Origin of the sequence: Pseudomonas sp. CROZ-RG-20F-R04-15 (assembly GCF_022662375.1) — a bacterium.
Taxonomy (GTDB): Bacteria; Pseudomonadota; Gammaproteobacteria; order Pseudomonadales; family Pseudomonadaceae; genus Aquipseudomonas.
In genome coordinates this window covers 77,608-93,856 of record NZ_JAKNQL010000016.1, presented here as the reverse complement: position 1 = coordinate 93,856, position 16,249 = coordinate 77,608, and the positions used below count along the sequence as shown (strand labels likewise).

At 59.5% G+C, this 16,249-nt stretch carries 11 protein-coding genes; 5 read left to right on the top strand and 6 right to left on the bottom strand.

Annotated features, from left to right (window positions below):
- Positions 1–107: 107 nt before the first annotated feature.
- From L8H52_RS21325 to mfd, 3 genes are read right to left on the bottom strand one after another with little or no spacing between them, the layout of a single operon-like run.
- A complete protein-coding gene (locus L8H52_RS21325) occupies positions 108–2,798 on the bottom strand; it encodes a DEAD/DEAH box helicase (protein WP_242208618.1) in 2,691 nt (896 codons plus the stop codon).
- A gap of 11 nt (positions 2,799–2,809) precedes the next feature.
- Positions 2,810–3,376, bottom strand: coding sequence for a CsiV family protein (locus tag L8H52_RS21320; RefSeq protein WP_242208617.1), 567 nt, complete (start codon positions 3,374–3,376; stop codon positions 2,810–2,812).
- A gap of 10 nt (positions 3,377–3,386) precedes the next feature.
- Positions 3,387–6,836 carry a transcription-repair coupling factor gene (gene mfd / locus L8H52_RS21315; protein ID WP_242208616.1) on the bottom strand — a complete coding sequence of 1,150 codons (3,450 nt, stop codon included), beginning with the start codon at positions 6,834–6,836 and terminating at the stop codon, positions 3,387–3,389.
- A gap of 354 nt (positions 6,837–7,190) precedes the next feature.
- Here mfd and L8H52_RS21310 point away from each other — a divergent pair, with 354 nt between their 5' ends.
- Positions 7,191–8,654 carry a glyceraldehyde-3-phosphate dehydrogenase gene (locus tag L8H52_RS21310; RefSeq protein ID WP_034156430.1) on the top strand — a complete coding sequence of 488 codons (1,464 nt, stop codon included), beginning with the start codon at positions 7,191–7,193 and terminating at the stop codon, positions 8,652–8,654.
- Positions 8,655–8,810: 156 nt separating this feature from the next.
- On the opposite strand, the gene L8H52_RS21305 is transcribed toward L8H52_RS21310, so the two are convergent.
- Positions 8,811–10,112, bottom strand: coding sequence for an MFS transporter (locus L8H52_RS21305; protein WP_242208615.1), 1,302 nt, complete (start codon positions 10,110–10,112; stop codon positions 8,811–8,813).
- A 90-nt stretch (positions 10,113–10,202) separates the two neighbouring features.
- On the opposite strand from L8H52_RS21305, the gene L8H52_RS21300 reads away from it, so the two are divergent.
- A complete protein-coding gene (locus tag L8H52_RS21300) occupies positions 10,203–11,219 on the top strand; it encodes an FAD:protein FMN transferase (protein WP_242208614.1) in 1,017 nt (338 codons plus the stop codon).
- A gap of 197 nt (positions 11,220–11,416) precedes the next feature.
- Positions 11,417–12,811: a Si-specific NAD(P)(+) transhydrogenase gene (gene sthA, locus L8H52_RS21295; RefSeq protein WP_064117858.1), complete on the top strand. Its 1,395-nt coding sequence runs from the start codon at positions 11,417–11,419 to the stop codon at positions 12,809–12,811.
- Between the two features lie 42 nt (positions 12,812–12,853).
- Here the strand turns inward: sthA and L8H52_RS21290 are convergent, their stop codons facing one another.
- Both L8H52_RS21290 and L8H52_RS21285 read right to left on the bottom strand, forming a co-directional pair.
- Entirely contained in the window at positions 12,854–13,576 is a 723-nt protein-coding gene (locus L8H52_RS21290) for a glycerophosphodiester phosphodiesterase (RefSeq protein ID WP_007910500.1), read from the bottom strand.
- A gap of 14 nt (positions 13,577–13,590) precedes the next feature.
- A complete protein-coding gene (locus L8H52_RS21285) occupies positions 13,591–14,172 on the bottom strand; it encodes a PilZ domain-containing protein (protein WP_016986736.1) in 582 nt (193 codons plus the stop codon).
- A gap of 94 nt (positions 14,173–14,266) precedes the next feature.
- On the opposite strand from L8H52_RS21285, the gene L8H52_RS21280 reads away from it, so the two are divergent.
- Both L8H52_RS21280 and lolD read left to right on the top strand, forming a co-directional pair.
- On the top strand, positions 14,267–15,517 hold the full coding sequence (locus L8H52_RS21280) for a lipoprotein-releasing ABC transporter permease subunit (RefSeq protein ID WP_150730818.1): 1,251 nt from the start codon (positions 14,267–14,269) through the stop codon (positions 15,515–15,517).
- 7 nt (positions 15,518–15,524) lie between these two features.
- On the top strand, positions 15,525–16,208 hold the full coding sequence (gene lolD, locus L8H52_RS21275; protein WP_242208613.1) for a lipoprotein-releasing ABC transporter ATP-binding protein LolD: 684 nt from the start codon (positions 15,525–15,527) through the stop codon (positions 16,206–16,208).
- Positions 16,209–16,249: the final 41 nt, after the last annotated feature.

Sequence of the window (16,249 nt, the reverse complement as noted above, 5' to 3'; positions counted from 1 at the left end):
ATTTGTGGGATTCACAAGATCCTTGTGAACACTGGATTGGTGAATGCCACAGATCCAGTGTGGGAGCGAGCCTGCTCGCGAAAGCTATTTAACAGGCGAAAAAGGTCTCAACGCTTATCGAGCTTGTCCGGCAACGGCGCAAACAACGCTTCAATATCATCACTCTGCAACTTCCAGTCCCCGGCCTTGCGCCCATCCAGCACGCCGGCCGCCAAGTCGGATTTTTCCTTCTGCAGGTGCTGAATCTTCTCTTCCACCGTGCCCCGGGCAATCATCTTGTAGACGAACACCGGTTTCTCCTGGCCGATTCGATACGCGCGGTCGGTCGCCTGATTCTCGGTTGCCGGGTTCCACCACGGATCGTAGTGAATCACCGTATCCGCCTCAGTCAGGTTCAAGCCGACGCCACCAGCCTTCAGGCTGATGAGAAAAATCTGACGCTTGCCGCTCTGGAATTCCTTCACCGGCGTGCGCCGATCACGGGTCTGGCCGGTCAGTAGCGCGTAGGACACGTTGCGTTTTTTCAGATCTTCCTCGATCAACGACAGCATCGAGGTGAACTGCGAGAACAGCAGAATCCGCCGTCCTTCTTCGAACAATTCCTCAAGCATTTCCATCAGGCTGTCGAGCTTGCCCGAGGTGCTGCCGCGAGCGGGTGGGGTGACGTCGTTGACCAGGCGCAGATCGCAGCAAACCTGACGCAGTTTGAGCAGCGCCTCAAGAATGATGATCTGACTTCGCGCCACGCCTTTGCGGGTGATCTCGTCGCGGACTTTCTTGTCCATCGCCAGGCGCATGGTTTCGTACACGTCGCGCTGCGCTTCGTTGAGATCGACCCAGTGGATGATCTCGGTTTTTGGTGGCAGTTCCGTGGCGACCTGTTCCTTGGTGCGCCGCAGCAAGAATGGTTTTATCCGACCGTTCAGGTGCTGAAGTCTGACTTCACTGCCGCGCTTTTCAATCGGTACACGGTAATCGGCGTTGAAGCTTTTGACGTCGCCGAGCCAGCCGGGCAGCAGGAAGTGAAACAGCGACCACAGCTCGCCCAAGTGGTTTTCCAGCGGCGTTCCGCTCAGGCACAGGCGCTGGCGTGCATTAAGCTCGCGCGCGGCTTGAGCGGCTTTGCTGTTCGGATTTTTGATGTATTGCGCCTCATCCAGCACCAACACATGCAACGGCTGCTTGGCCAGGCGTTCGACATCCTTGGGCAGCAGCGCGTAGGTGGTGAGGATCAGGTCAAAATCGCCCAGATTGTCGAAGTGCTTCTTGCGCGTGGCACCGTACAGCGCGACCACCTTCAGTTGCGGCGTGAAGTGCGCCGCCTCATCCAGCCAGTTCGGAATCAGACTGGTCGGCATCACCACCATGCACGGTCGATCGAGGCGCCCAGCGTTTTTCTCGCTGAGAATATGCGCCAGGGTCTGTAGGGTTTTACCCAGCCCCATGTCATCCGCGAGAATCCCGCCAACCTCCAGTTGCCGCAGTGATTGCATCCAGCTCAAGCCCTCAAGCTGATAAGGACGCAGTGTCGCGTTCAGACCTTGCGGCGCTTCAGCGCTGAAATCACGAATGTCGCGCAGGCGTTGCGCGAACGTGCGGATCTGCTCGCCGCCCTCCCACAGCAGCGGCAGGCCTTCCAGCGAATTGAGGCGTGTGGCATCCGCCTTGCTCAAGCGCAGGGTGGTTTCGCCCGGTTCCTGCAGATAGAACTCGCCGAGCGTCATCAACACCGGCTTCAATCGGCCCAGCGGCAGCGCTACCTGCAACGGTCCGTGCTCGCTGTTGCGCTGCGGAATATTCACCAGAATCAGCTCGTCATCGCGACGGCGCGCAAGACGTTCCGGATTGAGGATTTCTGCGTGCGAGCGCATCAGGTTGAGCAGGATCGGCAGCAGGCTCAGGCGCTCACCGTTGACGATGATGCCCAGTTCCAGATCAAACCAGTCGCGCTCCGGCGCCTGTTCGACCGTGGCGTACCAGTCATCCACGGCGGTCAGATCAAAGCCGAACTCCTCGTCGATCTGCAGTTCCCAGCCTTGGCTGCGCAGCTTCGGCAGGTCGTTGAGGGTGAAGGTCAGCCAAGCGCTGTCATTGACCATCTCATACAGTTCGCCAGCGCTTTCCGGCAGCGCTTTGCTCTGCCGCGTGGCGATGCGAAAGCCGAGGATTCTTAACTGTTCGCGGTAGGACTGTTCGACTTCTGGGTGACGTTTTATCCGCAGCGTCTGGGTTTCCTGACGGATCAGGATGTCGCTGTGCTTCTGCCCGCTGACGTACTCATCCAGATAACTGAACGACAACGCCGCGCGGTGCTGAATATAGCGCTGCATTTTGCCGTTACGCGGTTCGAAAGCGCTGAACTCGACGCTGGCCAGCCACAGGCGCGGCATCGGCTGAACATTATCGACCAGCACTTGCGGCGGCGCTTTCGGGCCACGGTTTTCCAGCACGGCTTGAAGTTTCTCCAACAGCTCGGCGTCTTTGGCAGCAGCGGGGTAGTCGAGGGTTTCCTGCACTTTCAGCAAAACAGCGGCGCAGTGTTTGCAGTTGCTGCGCACCGGGCAGGTGCAGCCAGCGTCCACCAGCAACAAAGTGCCTTTGGCTGACTCGCGCAGATGAATCGTCTGACGGTAAACGTTACCGCCAGAGCCTTCGCAACTGGCGGTAATCGTTGCATCGCCGACCTGGGCGATACGTACCCGGTTTTCCACGGCGTAGCGGCGGCCACGCTCCAGGCTCTGTTCCTTGAATCGGCTGACCCAGGAGGGCGCCAACGGTTTGCTCAGCGGCGGGTTCATAAGGACTTCGATCAGTCCGGAATCGCTTCAGGCGCTTCCCGTGGCGCAGGCGCGGTCAGGGAAGTGATCTTGATCAGCAGGGCCAGATGGCCGTTGTCGAGGTAGTTGAGCTGGCCGTTCTTGGTGTGGCTGTCCTGTTTCAGGCGCTCGCTGGCAGTGACCAGGCCATTGGCGTCGATCTGATTGACCCAGAAATCGGCGTTCACATCGGTGAAACGCCCCAGTTTCATTTCCAGCGTGCCCTCAATCGGGAATTGGCCGAACTGCTCCTGGCCGTCGCTGACCGCGACTTTCGCCGGTGCTTCGCCGAGGGTTTGCTGCCAGGCTTTGTGCATCAGGACTGTGTAGTCGCCACTGGCGGTGAGTTTGGTCACCACGTCATTCAGCGCAGGTGTGCGTTTGCTGTCATCGCCCAGGCGCTGAGCGCCAGCGGCCCAGTCTTCCGGCGCGGCACGGCTGACGATGGCCGGCACAGCGTTCTGGCGCACCAGAATCATTTCGACCTGATACAGGTCATCGGCAAACGCCATAGGTGCTACGAAGGTCAGTAGCAAAGTCAGCGAACGAAACAGGCGCATTGGGCGTCCTTCAAACAGATTTCGGGAGGAGGCGCTCAAACAGCGCCTCTACAGTATTAAAGCGCTCTTCCGGGCGTTCCATCGGCACCTGGAACTTGAACATCGTCGCGCCTTCGAATTTGTAGCGTTTTGGCTGGCTCTGGATCAGTTTGATCAGCGTCATCGGGTCGACCGGTGTTTGCGCTTCGAACTCGATGCGCCCACCTTGCGGCCCGCCATCGACCTTCTTGATACCCAGTTGCTCAGCCTGCAATTTCAACGCCGTGATGCGCACCAGATTCTTCGTCGGTTCCGGCAACAAGCCGAAACGGTCGATCATTTCGACTTGCAGATCCTTGAGGCCTTCCTCGTCGGTGGCCGACGCGATGCGTTTGTACAGGATCAGGCGTGCGTGAACATCCGGCAGATAGTCTTCCGGTATCAGCGCCGGCACGCGCAGATTGACCTCCGGGCCACCGCCCAGCGGTTGATCGAGGTTCGGTTGCTCGCCCTTGCGGATCGACTTCACCGCGCGTTCCAGCATCTCCATATACAACGTGAAGCCCACGGCCTGAATCTGTCCGCTTTGGCCATCGCCAAGCAGTTCGCCGGCGCCACGGATTTCCAGGTCGTTGGTCGCCAGCACGAAACCGGCACCGAGATCCTGAGTGTTGGCGATCGCCTCCAAACGCTTTTCCGCGTCCGAAGTGATTTGCTGGCGCGGCGGCGTCAGCAGGTAAGCGTAAGCCTGGTGGTGACTACGGCCAACGCGACCGCGCAACTGGTGCAGTTGCGCCAGGCCGAACTTGTCGGCGCGCTCGATGATGATGGTGTTGGCGCTCGGCACATCGATGCCGGTCTCGATGATGGTCGAGGCGATCAGCACGTTGAAGCGCTTGTGATAAAAGTCGCTCATCACCTGTTCGAGTTCGCGCTCGCGCATTTGCCCGTGACCGATACCGATACGCGCTTCCGGCACCAGTTCGGCGAGATCGGCGGCGCACTTCTCGATGGTTTTCACATCGTTGTGCAGGTAGTACACCTGACCGCCGCGCAGCAGTTCGCGGAGCAAGGCCTCTTTGACCGTGCTCTTGTTCTGCTCCATGACGAAGGTGCGCACCGACAGGCGTCGCGCCGGCGGCGTGGCGATGATCGACAGATCGCGCATGCCCGACACCGCCATGTTCAGCGTGCGCGGAATTGGCGTGGCGGTCAGCGTGAGAATGTCGACTTCACTGCGCAGGGCCTTGAGCTGTTCTTTTTGACGGACACCAAAACGGTGCTCTTCGTCGATGATCACTAGCCCGAGGTTTTTGATTTTGACGTCGTCGGACAGCAGCTTGTGCGTGCCGATGACGATGTCGATCTTGCCTTCGGCCAGATCGGCGATCGCCGCGTTGACTTCCTTGGCCGATTTGAAGCGGCTCATCACTTCCACGGTTACCGGCCAGTCGGCGAAGCGGTCGCGGAAGCTGTTGTAATGCTGCTGGGCGAGCAGGGTGGTTGGCACCAGAATCGCCACCTGACGACCACCGTGCACGGCGATGAACGCCGCACGCATGGCCACTTCAGTCTTGCCGAAACCGACGTCGCCACAGACCAGTCGATCCATTGGTTTCGGTGCGAGCATGTCTTCGCGCACGGCTTCGATGGTCGATTGCTGATCCGGGGTTTCTTCGAACGGGAAACCGGCGCTGAACGTCGCGTAATCGGCTTTCGGGTCGGCGAATGCATAGCCTTCGCGAGCGGCGCGGCGGGCATAGATGTCGAGCAATTCAGCGGCAACATCGCGCACCTGCTCGGCGGCTTTGCGTTTGGCTTTCTGCCAAACCTCGGAGCCGAGGCGGTGCAGCGGGGCCAGCGCATCGTCGCTGCCGGTGTAGCGGGCGATCAAATGCAGGTTGGCCACCGGCACATAGAGTTTGGCGTTCTCGGCGTATTCGAGGGTGAGGAATTCGGCCGCCTGATTGTCGATTTCCAGAATCGTCAGGCCCAGATAGCGGCCGACACCATGATCGATGTGCACCACCGGGGCGCCCTCGCGCAGCTCGGTGAGGTTTTTGATCACTGCATCGTTGTTGCCGTCGGCACGTTTCTCGCGACGACGACGCTGCATCACGCGCTGGCCGAACAGCGGGCTTTCCGCGACCAGCGCCAGTGCCGGGTCATCCAGCATCAGACCTTCGTCGAGCGGGGCAATGGTGATCGCCAGGCGATCCTTGCTCGCGACGAAGTCCGGCCAGCTGTCGACGGTTTTCGGTCGCAGCTTCAGGCGCTCAAGCAACTCCAGCAGGACTTCGCGACGGCCGGCGGATTCAGCGGTGAACAGCACGCGGCCGGGGAATTCATCGAGAAATGCCGACAGTGCCGCCAGCGGTTGCGTGGCTTTGGCTTCGATCGCCAGATTCGGCAGAGCCTGCGCAGGGAAGCGCTCGCGGCCGACGCCGGTTTCCACGTCCTGTTGACTGGCAACCACACGTGGCCAGCTCTTCAGGCGAGCGAAACAATCTTCCACCGGCAGGAACAGTTCCGCGGGTGGCAATAAAGGACGCGATGGGTCGACGCGGCGCTCTTCATAGCGATTGCGCACATCGTTCCAGAAGTTTTCCGCCGCTTGCTCGATGCCAGGCAGCGAGAACACTTGCGTGTCTTGCGGCAGGTAATCGAACAGGGTCGAGGTTTCGTCGAAGAACAGCGGCAGGTAGTACTCGATACCGGCCGGGGTAATCCCGCTGCTCAGATCCTGAAAGATCGGGCAGCGCCGGAAGTCGACATCGAAACGCTCGCGGAAGCGCGCCTTGAAACGGGTGACTGCGTCTTTTTGCAGCGGAAACTCGCGGGCCGGCAGCAGCTTGACCGAATCGACCTTGTCGATGGAACGCTGGTTTTCCGGATCGAAGGTGCGCAGGGTTTCGATTTCGTCGTCGAACAGGTCGATCCGATAGGGCAGTTTGCTGCCCATCGGGAACAGGTCGATCAGTGCGCCGCGTACGGTGAACTCGCCGTGTTCATAAACTGTGTCGACGTAGCGATAGCCGCTGGCTTCGAGCCGTGAGCGCATCTGTTCGACATCGAGCTTCTGGCCGACATCCAGCACCAGGCTGCTGCCGAGTAGGAATTTGGTCGGCGCCAGGCGGTGCAGCGCCGTGGTGATCGGCACCACCAGTACACCGTGCGCCAGTTCCGGCAGCCTGTATAAGCTGGCAATGCGCTGGGAAATGATGTCCTGGTGCGGCGAGAACAGGTCGTAGGGCAGGGTTTCCCAGTCGGGGAAATGCAGAACGGGCAAATCCGGGGCGAAGAAACTCAGCTCCTGTTCCAGTCGTTCAGCACTCTGGCTGTCGGCGGTCAGTAGCAGCGTGAAGCGCTTGGCAGCGCTGGCAGCCTCGGCAATCGCCAGACTGAGGGCAGCACCGGGCAAATTGCCCCAGTGCTGTTTACCTGCCTCGGCAGGGAGTAGCGGTAGACGCAGAACGGGCACGGAAGGTTGAGCTCCAGGCTTTGCGACAAAGTCGGTAATTGTAGCGGCGTCCGGTGCCGCCTGTCAGTTGCAGACTACGTCTATCTTCGCAGTTTCGGCGAAATGTAGTGGTAACCATAAAAACGAGCTGTTTTTTTGCAGTTATGTAGTGCCGAAACCGGGTGGTGTTACGGAGGGTTACAGACATCGTCTAACAGTCGACGAAAAATTGACAGCGCTGGAGGCCGCGTATTTACTGGGCTGGCGCGAGGCGTGATTTTTTTGAAAGGGATTTTGTTACCGATTTCGCGACAAGCGCGCATTGCTGAATGAGGTTGTCGGCGGCATAATGTAGCCCCTTTTTTCTGCCCCTACATGTGGAAGGTTACCGTGACTCAGAAGCCCGACCAGTGTCTTGGTGAATGGATCGACCGTGAAGCACTCGCAGAAGCGATGATTCCGCTTATCGGTCAGCTCTACCGCAATAACAACGTGGTGAGCTCGATCTATGGCCGCAGCCTGATCAACCAGTCTGTCATCGCGATTCTCAAAGCTCACCGCTTTGCGCGCCACCGTTCTTCCGACGACAGCGAACTCTCCGTCCACGAAACATTCCCGCTGCTCAAAGCCATGAGCGAGCTCAAGCTCGGCGCGGCTTCGGTAGATCTGGGCAAGTTGGCGTTCAAATTCCGCAACGAAGGCAATGGCCGCAGCGCCGAGCAGTTCGTGCGTGAAGAAATGGCTGACGTGGTTGGCCAGCAAAACGCTTCCGCACGTAAAGGCACCGACGTTGTGCTGTACGGCTTCGGTCGTATCGGCCGTCTGCTGGCGCGCATCCTGATCGAAAAAACCGGTGGTGGCGACGGCCTGCGTCTGCGTGCCATCGTCGTGCGCAAAGGCGCCGAAAACGACCTGACCAAACGCGCCAGCCTGCTGCGTCGCGATTCGGTACACGGTTCGTTCAACGGCACCATTACCATCGACGAAGAAAACAACACCATCACCGCCAACGGTAACCTGATCCAGGTGATCTACGCGAAGAACCCGACTGAAGTGGATTACACCCAGTACGGCATCAAAGACGCGCTGCTGGTGGACAACACCGGTGTATGGCGTGACGCTGATGGCCTGGGCCAGCACTTGCAGTGCCCGGGTATCGACCGCGTTGTTCTGACCGCGCCTGGCAAAGGCAAGCTGAAGAACATCGTTCACGGCATCAACCACGGTGAAATCACCGCTGATGACAAGATTGTCTCTGCCGCTTCCTGCACCACCAACGCCATCGTGCCGGTGCTGAAAGCTGTGAATGACAAGTTCGGCATCATCAACGGTCACGTCGAAACCGTTCACTCGTACACCAACGACCAGAACCTGATCGACAACTTCCACAAAGGCGATCGCCGTGGTCGTAGCGCCGCGCTGAACATGGTAATCACCGAGACCGGTGCTGCCACCGCTGCTGCCAAGGCCCTGCCTGAGCTGGCCGGCAAGCTGACCGGTAACGCGATCCGTGTTCCGACGCCGAACGTGTCGATGGCCATTCTCAACCTCAACCTTGAGAAAGCCGCCACCCGTGAAGAGATGAACGAGTACCTGCGCTACATGGCGTTGCACTCCGATCTGCACAAGCAAATCGACTTCGTCAACTCGCAGGAAGTGGTTTCGACTGACTTCGTTGGCTCGCGCCACGCCGGTGTGGTCGACGCTGAAGCGACCATCGTTCAGGACAACCGCGTTGTTCTGTACGTCTGGTACGACAACGAGTTCGGTTACAGCTGCCAGGTTATCCGCGTGATGGAAGACATGGCCGGTGTAAACCCGCCAGCGTTCCCGCGCTAAGCGATAGCTGCACATGAAAACGCCCCGACCTAGGTCGGGGCGTTTTTGTTTGTGGGCCTTTCAGAGCTGCGTTGTCCGTTCTGGCCCCTTCGCGAGCAGGGGATTTTCTGAGCGACACAGATCCAGTGTGGGAGCGAGCCTGCTCGCGAAAGCGTCCTATCGAGCGCCGCCGGGTATGGCCGCTTGCGCCGTGCGCAGTTCATGCTTGTTGCCCCGGAACAGCACCAGCGTAGCAATCAACCCCAACACCGCTGCGCCACTGAGCCAGATCCCCGGCGCAGCCTTGTTATCCAGCACATGAATCAGATACGTACACGCCGCCGGGGTAAACCCGCCGAAGGTTGCCGTTGCCAAGCTGTAAGCCAGCGAGAACCCGGTCGTGCGCACTTCCACCGGCATGATCTCTGTCAGCGCCACCACCATCGCACCGTTGTACGAGCCGTACAGGAACGACAGCCACAACTCGACGATCAGCAAATGGCTGAAACTCGGATTCGCCACCAGCCACGACAGCGCCGGATAAGCTGTAAGAATCGCCAGAATCGTCGCCGCCAGCAGTAGGGGTTTGCGTCCGATCTTGTCAGACACCGAACCCATCACCGGCAACCAGAAGAAGTTCGACAGACCAATGCACACCGTCACCAGCAACGCATCGAAGTCTGACAAGTGCAGCTCAGCCTTGCCGAAGGTCGGGGTGTAGGCGGTGATCAGGTAAAAAGACACCGTGGTCATCACCACCAGCGCCATGCCTGCGATGACGATGCCAAAGTTCTGACCGATCGAGCGGACAATTTCCCGCAGGGTAGGGCGATGTTTCCGCGCCTGGAATTCCGGGGTTTCCTCTAGCGAGCGGCGAATGACGAAGATCACCGGCACAATCATGCAGCCGATCAGGAACGGCACGCGCCAGCCCCAGTCGCCCATCTGTTCCGGGCTCAGCCAATGGTTGAGGCCCACACCGAGCAATCCGGCGAAGATCACCGCCGCTTGCTGGCTCGCGGATTGCCAACTGACAAAGAAGCCCTTGCGGCCCGGTGTAGCGATTTCTGCCAGATAGACAGAGACACCGCCCAACTCCACGCCAGCCGAAAAGCCTTGCAGCAAACGACCGAACAGTACGATCAGCGGTGCAGCGACACCAAGGGTGGCATAGCCCGGCACGCAGGCGATCAGTACCGTACCAGCCGCCATCAGCGCCAGCGTGATAATCAGGCCCTGACGACGGCCATGCCGGTCGATGTAGGCGCCGAGGAAGATTGCCCCGAGCGGTCGCATCAGGAAACCGGCACCAAAAGTCGCCAGCGACAACATCAACGACGCGAAAGCGCTGTCAGTGGGGAAGAAGGTCTTGGCGATGGCTGTGGCGTAGAAGCCATAGACCATGAAGTCGAACATTTCGAGAAAGTTGCCGCTGACAACGCGAAAGATCGCTTTGCCTTTGCCCGTGGTGGAGGACATGTTCAGGTACTCACTATTGGATTTTGTATAAAGATGTTGCAGATCCTTTAATTCATAATGGCCGCCGTGGTTTTACGGAGAGATGAATAATTGTTCACTGGACGGTTGCTTGGGTTTGTGATTCTGAATGGCCTATTGGCTGGCTGCGGTAATGGCGACTCTATGGAAGGCTTCGGTGGGCCGACCATGGGCAGCACGTATTCGATCAAGTACGTGCGCCACGCCGGCATGCCTGAATCAGCGCATGTTCGCAGTGAAGTGGAGGGTATCCTCGGCGAAGTCGATCGGCAGTTATCCACCTATCGCAATGACTCGGACATCGAGCGCTTCAACGCTTTGCCCGCGAACAGCTGTCAGAAAATGCCTGCATCGGTCCTTGAATTGGTCCGCGTTGGCGAACAGCTGTCAGTGCAAAGCGAAGGCTCCTACGACCTCACTGTCGAACCGCTGATGAATCTCTGGGGATTCGGCCCGCAGGGGCGCGAAGAGAAAGTCCCTGGCGCCGCCGCACTCGTCGAGGTGATGTCGCGCGTCGGTCATCAGCACTTGCGCATCCATGGCGATCAGTTGTGCAAAGACGCCGCCGTCGAAGTCGATTTCAACAGCATTGCTGCCGGTTATGCCGTCGACACTATCGCGGCGAGGCTCGACGCCCTGGGCATTCAAGACTACTTGGCCGAAGCCACAGGTGAATTAAAGGCCAAAGGCAGAAAACTCGACGGCTCACCCTGGCGCATCGCTTTGGAAGAACCCCGTGATGATCAACAGGTCGCCGAGCGCATCATCAATGTCGACGGCTACGGCGTTTCCACCTCCGGCGACTACCGCAACTATTTCCTGCAGGACGGTCGGCGCTATTCCCACACCTTTGATGCCCGCACGGGGGCACCGGTCCTACACAGCCTGGCGTCAGTCACGGTGATTCATCCTTCAGCGCTGATGGCCGATGGACTATCGACGCTGTTGCTGATTCTTGGCCCGGAAAGGGCGTGGGACTATGCCGAAAAACATGAGATTGGTGCATTCTTCGTGATTCGTGCCGATACAGGTTTTGTCATCCGCACCAGTCACGCTTTCGAGCACCTCAGCGGCAAAAAAACTGACTGAGAACAATACGAAAGCTGGCGTTGTAGTGCAGGCAAAAGTAGCCTACGACGCGACCAAGGGTTAATGTGCGCGGCGTTGACGCTTCTATAGACTGTGTCCGGGTTCTTGATTGACCCCCAATTGTTCCTTCGCGCCGCCGTTCGGCGTGATTTAGCCGCCGGTGCTGCTGGCACCGCGGCCTGTTCTGAGGAGTACGCATGGCTGTCTACAACTACGACGTGGTGGTACTGGGTTCCGGCCCGGCGGGAGAAGGCGCGGCAATGAACGCCGCCAAAGCAGGGCGCAAGGTCGCGATGGTCGACAGCCGTCGTCAGGTCGGCGGCAACTGCACCCACCTCGGCACCATCCCGTCCAAGGCACTGCGTCACTCGGTGCGGCAGATCATGCAGTTCAACACTAATCCCATGTTCCGGGCGATCGGCGAGCCACGCTGGTTCTCCTTCCCGGACGTGTTGAAAAGCGCCGAGAAAGTCATTTCCAAACAAGTCGCCTCGCGCACTGGCTACTACGCCCGTAACCGCGTCGACGTGTTCTTCGGCACCGGCAGCTTCGCCGACGAGCAAACCATCGAAGTGGTCTGCGCCAACGGCGTGGTCGAAAAACTGGTGGCCAAGCACATCATTATCGCCACCGGTTCGCGTCCTTATCGCCCGGCGGACATCGATTTCCACCACCCGCGTATCTACGATAGCGACACCATCCTCAGCCTCGGCCACACCCCGCGTAAACTGATCGTTTACGGCGCTGGCGTGATCGGTTGCGAATACGCCTCGATCTTCAGCGGTCTGGGTGTGTTGGTTGAACTGGTCGATAACCGTGGTCAGTTGCTGAGCTTCCTCGACTCGGAAATCTCCCAGGCGTTGAGCTATCACTTCAGCAACAACAACATCACCGTGCGCCACAACGAAGATTACGATCGCGTTGAAGGCGTCGACAACGGCGTGATCCTGCACCTCAAGTCCGGCAAGAAGATCAAGGCCGACGCCTTGCTCTGGTGCAACGGCCGTACCGGTAACACCGACCAGCTCGGTCTGGAAAACATCGGCGTCAAGGTCAACAGCCGTGGCCAGATCGAAGTCGACGAGGCTTACCGCACCTGCGTGCCGAACATCTACGGTGCTGGTGACGTGATTGGCTGGCCGAGCCTGGCCAGTGCCGCCCACGACCAGGGTCGTTCGGCTGCCGGCAGCATCGTTGATAACGGTAGCTGGCGCTTTGTGAATGATGTGCCGACCGGCATCTACACCATTCCGGAGATCAGCTCGATCGGCAAGAACGAGCAGGAACTGACTCAGGCCAAAGTGCCGTACGAAGTCGGCAAGGCGTTCTTCAAGAGCATGGCGCGTGCGCAGATCGCCGGCGAGCCGCAAGGCATGCTGAAGATCCTGTTCCACCGTGAAACCCTGGAAGTGCTGGGCGTTCACTGCTTCGGTTATCAGGCGTCGGAGATCGTCCACATCGGTCAGGCGATCATGAGCCAGCCGGGCGAACTGAACACGCTGAAGTACTTCGTCAACACCACGTTCAACTACCCGACCATGGCCGAAGCCTATCGGGTAGCCGCGTACGACGGCCTCAACCGGCTTTTTTGACGGGCTCCGGCCGGTGGCCTGAGCCGGCCGGGGAGACCGATTTCAGCAATTCTCGAGGGTGGCAGTGGCCAAACCGGGAAAGTCTGTAATCAGGCTGTCAACGCCGAAGTCGGCGAGCCTGCGCATCAGCGCAGGTTCGTTGACGGTCCACACCGACACATGCAGCCCCTGACGCTGCGCCTTCTGCAGGCGTTCCGGCGTACACAGCGTCCAGTTCAGCGCAAGAATCTCACAGCCATAGCTGGCCGCGACCTTCAACGGGTCGAGCCAGGCGTATTCGGCGACCAGTCCGCGCGACACGTCCGGCACCAGATCCAGCGCCGCTTTCAATACTTCCCGCGAACTCGAGGTGATCGTCACCTTGTCGAGCAAGCCATGCCGTTGGGCCATTTCACGAATCGCCAGCACCGTGGTTGCCGCGCGCGTACGTGAAGCGCTTTTGACTTCCAGCTGCCAGTGCTCGAAATCACACTTCTCGAACAACTCTTCCAGCGTCGGAATCGGGCACGGCTTGATCCAGCCCGGGCCGCCCTTGCGCGCGTCGTAGGTCACCAGTTCGGCGGCGGTGTGCTCGACGACCTTGCCGCGGCGTTCCGTGGTGCGCTTGAGGGTCGGGTCGTGGATGACCATCAACTCGCCGTCCTTGGACAGGTGCAGATCGAGTTCGCAGCGGCGCACGCCGTGCTTGAGACATTCCTGAAAGCTGCTCAGGGTGTTTTCCGGTGCTTCGCCCTTGGCGCCGCGGTGGCCGTAGATGAGGGTCACGGTTCTTCCTTAAATTAAATGCCTGATTCGTTCTGTTCGCGGGCCAGACGTCGTTCCTGGGCCTGCTTCTGCAAGATATAGCGGGCGAGCAACTGGCGCTGGGCATCGGTCAAGTGTTCGAACTCGGTGCCGACGTCATAACCCTCGCCCTTGCGGTCGCAATGGGTGACGCGGGCGCGCAGCAGCAGGCCGAGCGCTTGCGGCATCAGCACCAGCTTCACCGACAGGTGTGCACCAGTGGCGATCGGCGTCGGGTACTGAAAGTCGATTCCGCCCTCGGAGATGATCACTGGTTGCGGCTCGCCGATATGGCCGAGCACGGTCAGGGCGACCACCTGACTGAGCAGGTCGATGCGCTTGTTCTGGGATTTCAGGAACGCAGCGATGGCCCGGTCGCGCTCGCTGATCTGGCGCAACAGGTGCTGCGACTCGAATTCGCTCAGGTGCAGTTCGCTGAGCAGGTTGAAGAGTGGGGAAGCATCCTGCAACACTTCCTGGCCTGCGGCTTCGGGAGCGGACAGGGGCCGAATTTCCAGTGCGATCGTGTCCTCGATACGGTAGTATTCGCGGCGATCTTCTTCATCTAATGTCGACATGGCGAACCCATGGTAGCGGCGGTGGTCTGAGTGTAAAGCTGGTTATCGACCCCCGCCACAAGGACGTTCCTTTTCCCTCCGAACAAGCCCCGACATGTTCAGACCTCTCTTCGTATTTATCGGCACGCGTTATACCCGTGCAAAGCGTCGCAATCATTTTGTGTCATTCATTTCCCTGACTTCGATGATCGGGCTCGCCCTTGGCGTGGTCGTGATGATCGTCGTGCTGTCGGTGATGAATGGCTTCGATCATGAGATGCGCACCCGCGTGCTGGGCATGGTGCCCCACGCGACCATTGAATCCACTGAACCGATCAACGATTGGCAAAGCCTGGCCACCAAGGTCAAGCAGAACCCGCAGGTGACGGCGGTTGCACCGTTCACCCAGATGCAGGGCCTGCTGACCAATAACGGTCAGGTGTCCAAGGTGTTGCTCAACGCCATCGACCCGGCGCTTGAGCGCAACGTGTCGATCATCGACAACTTCATGAAGCAGGGCAAACTCGACGATCTGACGCCGGGCAGCTTCGGCATCGTCATCGGCGACAAGGCTGCGACCAAGCTCGGCGTGGGCATCGGTGACAAAGTCACTTTTGTTGCGCCGGAGGTCAGCGTGACCCCGGCCGGGATGTTCCCGCGCATGAAGCGCTTCACCGTGGTCGGCATTTTCCATGTCGGCGCCGGTGAACTCGACGGCTATCTGGGCGTCACCAACTTGCAGGATCTGGCGAAGATGCACCGCTGGAAGCCTGATCAGGTGCAGGGCATTCGCCTGAAGTTCGACGACCTGTTTCAGGCGCCGCGCGTAGCATGGAACATCGCCCAGCAACTCGGCGAGGATCATTACTACGCCCGTGACTGGACGCGCACCCACGGCAATCTGTATCAAGCTATCCGCATGGAAAAAGCCATGATCGGCCTGCTGTTGCTGCTGATCGTCGCCGTTGCCGCGTTCAACATCATTTCCACGCTGGTGATGGTGGTCAACGACAAGAAGGGCGACATCGCCATTCTGCGCACGTTGGGCGCGACGCCGGGCACGATCATGCGCACGTTCATGGTGCAAGGCACGGTGATCGGCGTGGTCGGTACGGCGATTGGCGCGGTGCTCGGAATTCTCGCCGCGCTTAATGTCAGCGCCGCGATCTCGGCACTGGAAGGCCTGATCGGCCATAAATTCCTTAATGCTGACGTGTATTTCATTGATTATCTTCCGTCGCAGGTGCAGAGCCAGGACGTGGTCATGGTCTGTGCGGCGGCGTTGGTCCTGAGTTTTCTCGCCACCCTGTATCCCGCCTGGCGTGCCGCGCGCACCCAGCCGGCGGAGGCGCTACGTTATGAGTGAGTCGGGCATGAGTGAACAAGCAATCCTGAGCTGCCGCAATCTGGGCAAATCCTACGAGGAAGGTCCGGAATCGGTAGAAGTACTGGCCGGCCTGCAACTGGAGTTGCACCCGGGCGAGCGTGTGGCGATCGTCGGCACTTCGGGTTCGGGCAAAAGTACCTTGCTCAACCTGTTGGGCGGTCTCGACACGCCGACCAAGGGCAGCGTCTGGCTCGACGGTGAAGAGTTGTCGGCACTGAGCGAGAAGAAGCGTGGCCTGCTGCGTAACCGTTCGCTCGGTTTCGTTTACCAGTTCCACCACTTGCTGCCGGAATTCACCGCGCTGGAAAACGTCTGCATGCCGCTGCTGATCGGCAAGACGCCGATTCCGGAAGCCCGTCAGCGTGCCACGGCACTGCTGGAGCGCGTCGGCCTCGGCCATCGTCTGGAGCACAAACCGGCCGAACTGTCCGGTGGTGAGCGTCAACGTGTGGCCATCGCCCGCGCTCTGGTTAACAAGCCAGGCCTGGTGATGCTCGATGAGCCGACCGGCAACCTCGACTCGCACACCGCGCAGGGCATTCAGGATTTGATGCTGGAACTCAGCACCTCGATGCGCACCGCGTTCCTGGTGGTGACTCACGACATGAACCTGGCCCGCCAGATGGACCGCGTCCTGCACTTGCAGGATGGCTGCCTGACACCCATCTGATTGGCTGAAACCCGGCGTCTGTAAAGGCGTCGGGTCTTTTA

What these genes read in the sequence shown, in the direction of transcription:
- L8H52_RS21325 (WP_242208618.1), bottom strand. Translation starts at nt 2,798, where the DNA reads ATGAACCCGCCGCTGAGCAAACCGTTGGCGCCCTCCTGGGTCAGCCGA.
- L8H52_RS21320 (WP_242208617.1), bottom strand. Translation starts at nt 3,376, where the DNA reads ATGCGCCTGTTTCGTTCGCTGACTTTGCTACTGACCTTCGTAGCACCT.
- L8H52_RS21310 (WP_034156430.1), top strand. Translation starts at nt 7,191, where the DNA reads ATGTGGAAGGTTACCGTGACTCAGAAGCCCGACCAGTGTCTTGGTGAA.
- L8H52_RS21305 (WP_242208615.1), bottom strand. Translation starts at nt 10,112, where the DNA reads ATGTCCTCCACCACGGGCAAAGGCAAAGCGATCTTTCGCGTTGTCAGC.
- sthA (WP_064117858.1), top strand. Translation starts at nt 11,417, where the DNA reads ATGGCTGTCTACAACTACGACGTGGTGGTACTGGGTTCCGGCCCGGCG.
- L8H52_RS21285 (WP_016986736.1), bottom strand. Translation starts at nt 14,172, where the DNA reads ATGTCGACATTAGATGAAGAAGATCGCCGCGAATACTACCGTATCGAG.
- L8H52_RS21280 (WP_150730818.1), top strand. Translation starts at nt 14,267, where the DNA reads ATGTTCAGACCTCTCTTCGTATTTATCGGCACGCGTTATACCCGTGCA.
- lolD (WP_242208613.1), top strand. Translation starts at nt 15,525, where the DNA reads ATGAGTGAACAAGCAATCCTGAGCTGCCGCAATCTGGGCAAATCCTAC.